The sequence below is a fragment of the Sphingomonas elodea ATCC 31461 genome (genome assembly GCF_000226955.1).
GTDB classification, from domain to species: domain Bacteria; phylum Pseudomonadota; class Alphaproteobacteria; order Sphingomonadales; family Sphingomonadaceae; genus Sphingomonas; species Sphingomonas elodea.
In genome coordinates this window covers 1-4226 of record NZ_AGFU01000088.1, presented here as the reverse complement: position 1 = coordinate 4226, position 4226 = coordinate 1, and the positions used below count along the sequence as shown (strand labels likewise).

The 4226-nt window shown below is 66.4% G+C and carries 4 protein-coding genes and 1 pseudogene; 2 read left to right on the top strand and 3 right to left on the bottom strand.

All coding sequences use genetic code 11. From position 1 onward, the window contains the following. Window positions 1-48 precede the first annotated feature (48 nt). A complete protein-coding gene (gene ruvC, locus KK7_RS0118320) occupies window positions 49-537 on the top strand; it encodes a crossover junction endodeoxyribonuclease RuvC (protein ID WP_010546095.1) in 489 nt (162 codons plus the stop codon). Window positions 538-723: 186 nt separating this feature from the next. Here the strand turns inward: ruvC and sdhA are convergent, their stop codons facing one another. From sdhA to sdhC, 3 genes are read right to left on the bottom strand one after another with little or no spacing between them, the layout of a single operon-like run. Next, complete coding sequence (gene sdhA, locus KK7_RS0118315; protein ID WP_010546094.1) at window positions 724-2526, bottom strand: succinate dehydrogenase flavoprotein subunit; 1803 nt, start codon at window positions 2524-2526, stop codon at window positions 724-726. Next, entirely contained in the window at window positions 2526-2918 is a 393-nt protein-coding gene (sdhD, locus tag KK7_RS0118310; RefSeq protein WP_010546093.1) for a succinate dehydrogenase, hydrophobic membrane anchor protein, read from the bottom strand. Before sdhD ends, sdhA begins: the two co-directional genes overlap by 1 nt. Further along, a complete protein-coding gene (gene sdhC / locus KK7_RS0118305; RefSeq protein WP_010546092.1) occupies window positions 2911-3333 on the bottom strand; it encodes a succinate dehydrogenase, cytochrome b556 subunit in 423 nt (140 codons plus the stop codon). The genes sdhD and sdhC overlap by 8 nt, the downstream gene beginning before the upstream one ends. 206 nt (window positions 3334-3539) lie before the next feature. Here sdhC and KK7_RS0118300 point away from each other — a divergent pair. Next, window positions 3540-4226, top strand: a pseudogene (locus KK7_RS0118300) (methyl-accepting chemotaxis protein); the annotation flags it as partial.

Here is a 4226-nt window from a genome sequence, read left to right as displayed (position 1 = left end):
CCGGGGGCAGCACCGACCTGATGCGCCTGAAGGGGAGGGGCTTGAGTTGTGATCATTCTGGGACTCGACCCCGGCCTTGGCACGACCGGCTGGGGGCTAATCCGCGCCGAGGGGAACCGGATCGGCCATCTGGCGCACGGCAAGCTGGTGACCGACACCAAGGCCGCGCTGCCGCGCCGGCTCGCCCATCTCGACGCCATGCTCGCCGCGCTGATCGCCGATCATGCGCCCGAGGCGGCGGCGGTCGAGGAGGTGTTCGTCAATTCCAACGCGCAGTCGACGCTGAAGCTCGGCCAGGCGCGCGGGGTGGTGCTGTGCGCCGCCGCGCGGGTGGGCATCGATGTCGGCGAGTACAAGCCGAGCACGGTCAAGAAGTCCGTGGTCGGCGTGGGCAATGCCGACAAGGAGCAGGTCCATGCGATGGTCTCGCGGCTGCTGCCGGGGGTGAAGATCGTCGGGGCCGATGCGGCCGACGCGCTCGCGGTGGCGATCTGCCACGCGCACCATCTGGCGAGTGCGCGGTTCGGGGTTCGGTAGGCCCTCACCTTCTCCACGTTCGTCATCCCGGCGAAAGCCGGGATCCAGACGCCTTTCGCTATCAGCAGGAATCGGAACGGAGACCCCAATGGATCCCGACTTTCGTCGGGGTGACGGCTCGCGGGGCAAACAAAAAGGCCGGAGCGTCGCCGCCCCGGCCTTTCCGAAACCTAACCGTTCAGCGGATCAGTACACCCGCTTCTTCGGCTTGATGTAGTCGATCGCGTCGGTGAGCGTGTAGTCGTGGACCGGGCGGTAGTCGATGTCGGTCTTGCCGCCCTTGCCGCCCCAGCCGTCGAACGTCGCGATGGTGTGCTTCATCCACTCCGCGTCGTCGCGCTCGGGGAAGTCCTCGTGCATGTGGGCGCCGCGGCTTTCCTTGCGGTTGATCGCGCTGCGGATCGTCACCATCGCCTGGCCGAGCAGGTTGTCCAGCTCGAGCGTCTCGACGAGATCGGTGTTCCACACCAGTGAACGGTCGCTGACGTGCACGTCCTCCAGGCCCTTGTAGACCTGCTCCATGTGGCTGACGCCCTCGGCCATCAGCTCCTCGGTGCGGAACACGGCGCAGTGGCGCTGCATCGTCTTCTGCATGTCGGCGCGCAGCTGTGCCGTGCGGGTGCCGCCATTGGCGTTGCGGAAATGGTCGAGGCGACCCAGCGCCAGCGCTTCCGAATCCTTCGGCAGCGGGTGGTGCGGGGTGTTCGGCTTGAGGATGTCGACGATCCGCTTGCCCGTCGCGCGGCCGAACACCACGAGGTCGATCAACGAGTTGGAGCCGAGGCGGTTGGCGCCGTGCACCGACACGCAGGCCGCTTCGCCGACCGCGAACAGGCCGGGGACGACCGCATCCGGATTGCCGTCCTTCAGATGGACGACTTCGCCGTGATAGTTGGTCGGGATGCCGCCCATGTTGTAATGGACGGTCGGCACCACCGGCAGCGGCTGGCGGGTGAGGTCGACGCCGGCGAAGACCTTGCCGGTCTCGGTGATGCCGGGCAGGCGCTCGGCCAGGATCTTCGGGTCGATATGGTTGAGGTGAAGGAAGATATGGTCCTTCTCCTTGCCGACGCCGCGGCCTTCGCGGATCTCCATCGCCATCGAGCGCGACACGACGTCGCGGCTGGCGAGATCCTTGGCGGACGGCGCATAGCGCTCCATGAAGCGCTCACCCTCGGAGTTGGTGAGATAGCCGCCTTCGCCGCGCGCACCCTCGGTGATCAGCACGCCCGCGCCGTAGATGCCGGTCGGGTGGAACTGGACGAACTCCATGTCCTGCAGCGGCAGGCCGGCGCGGAGCACCATCGCGTTGCCGTCGCCGGTGCAGGTGTGCGCCGAGGTGGCCGACTGGTAGACGCGGCCATAGCCGCCGGTCGCCAGCACCACCGCATGGCTGCGGAAGCGGTGGATCGAACCGTCTTCCATGCACAGCGCGATCACGCCGCGGCACTCGCCATTTTCCATGATCAGGTCGAGCGCGAAATATTCGATGAAGAAGTCCGCGTCGTACTTCAGGCTCTGCTGGTACAGCGTGTGCAGCATCGCATGGCCGGTACGGTCGGCCGCGGCGCAGGTGCGCTGCGCGGGCGGGCCTTCGCCCATGTTCTGCATCATGCCGCCGAACGGGCGCTGGTAGATCTTGCCCTCGTCGGTGCGGCTGAACGGCATGCCGGCATGCTCGAGCTCATAGACCGCGGCCGGGGCCTCGCGGGTCAGATACTCGATCGCGTCCTGGTCGCCGAGCCAGTCGGAGCCCTTGACGGTGTCGTACATGTGCCAGGTCCAGTGGTCCGGACCCATGTTGCCGAGGCTGGCGGCGATGCCGCCCTGCGCCGCCACGGTGTGGCTGCGGGTGGGGAACACCTTGGTGATGCAGGCGGTCTTGAGGCCCGACTGCGCCACTTCCATCACCGCGCGGAGGCCCGAGCCCCCGGCGCCGACGACGACGGTGTCGTAGATATGATCGATGATCTTGTAGGCGGCGGACATCAGGCAGCCACTCCGGTGGTGGTGAACGCGATCTTCAGGATCGAGAAGATCGCGAGCACGCGGACGGTGATCGTGAAATATTCGAGCAGGACGATCAGCACGAAGCGGCTTTCGTCGTGCTGATAATCCTCGATCACGACCTGCAGGCCGTGACGGAAGTGATGGGTGACGCTGAGCACCAGGAGGATCAGCGGCACCGCGACGAGCGGCTGGGCGATCCAGCCGGCGATGGTCGCGAAGTCATAGGCCGGCAGCAGCGCGACCGACACCATCAGCCACAGCGTCAGCAGCAGGTTCGATCCCGAGGAAACCTTGTGCTTCCACCATTCGCCCGCGCCTTCGTGCGCGGAGCCGAGGCCGCGGACGCGACCGAGCCGGGTTCCGTTACCCATGAGCCTTCTCCAGAAGCACGACCCAGAAGGTCGCGGTGGCGAGGATGCTGAACGCGAAGGTGGCGAGCGCGCTGCGCTTGTTGGCGCGCAGCTCGAAATTCGCGCCGGCATCGAGGAAGAAGTGGCGAACGCCCGAGCCCATGTGCTGGAACAGCGAGAAGCTGAGCCCGACCCCGACGAGATAGCCGAGGATGTTGAGCTTGCCGTTCGACAGCGTGAAGGTGTCGAGGAACGTCGCATAGGCGTCGGGGCCGTAGGCGAGGGCGACGAGCCACCAGACGAACAGGCCGGTACCCACGGTTGCCATGCCGGAGCCGGTGGCGCGGTGGATGATCGAGACCGCCATGTGCGGCCCCCATTTGTAGATGCCGAGGTGCGGCGACAGCGGTCGCGCCGTGTTGCGGACGTTGGCCAACGATAAATCCTTTCGGTCGACGCGGGCTTCCTTAATCCCGCAGGACGAGGATGCAAGACGGATTGCCCTTAGGTTCAGCCGGGTGGTGGGCGCAAGATGGTGCGAACCCGCAATGCCATGGATCCTCCTAACCGGCTCTTAACCACTGAAGCGACATAGCTTGGCCGATGCGGCCCGAAATGCGGCCGCCTACCGGGGATGTGTGCGTGACGAATTCGGTATCGACCCAGGCACTGGCAGCATCCGGCACGATGAGTGCGCGGATCGACACGGCAGCGCGGCTGCGCGTGTTCGACTTCGAGGGATCGCTGCTCCAGTCGAGTCGCGACTGCTGGGAAATACTGGAGCCGGAAATCGAGTCCGTCTCTGCCGCCTATTGGCACCAATGGGTGCGCTGTTTCCCCGAGGAGCGGGACTGGGCGCCTTCCGATACCGCGAAGATGATCGATGTCGGCGTGGTGTTCCTGCGCAATCGCTTCCTCGACACCACCGGCAAGACCTGGGTCGAATCGATCGAGCGATCGGTTGCCGCCGCCTATGAATCGGGGGTGCCGCCGATGGCGCTGCTCTCGATGATCAGCGCAAGCGACCGTGCGGCGCTGGAGGTGCTCATCCGCCGGATCGGCGGCGCAGATCCGCGCCTGCCCTTGCTGGTCGATACGCTGATGCGGCTCTCGGCGCTGGAAGCCGACATCACCGTCGAGATCTACAACATGTACCGCGAGCACAGCGCGCAGGTGGCGCGCGACCGGCTTTCCACCGAATTCCGCGACTCGATCGGCGCGACGGTCGAGCGCGCAAGCCGCGAGGGCGCGGAATTGCGCGGGCAGGCGATCCATACCTCGGCCTCGGCGCGGGGGATGCTGGGCAAGGCGAGCGAGGTCGCGGCGGCG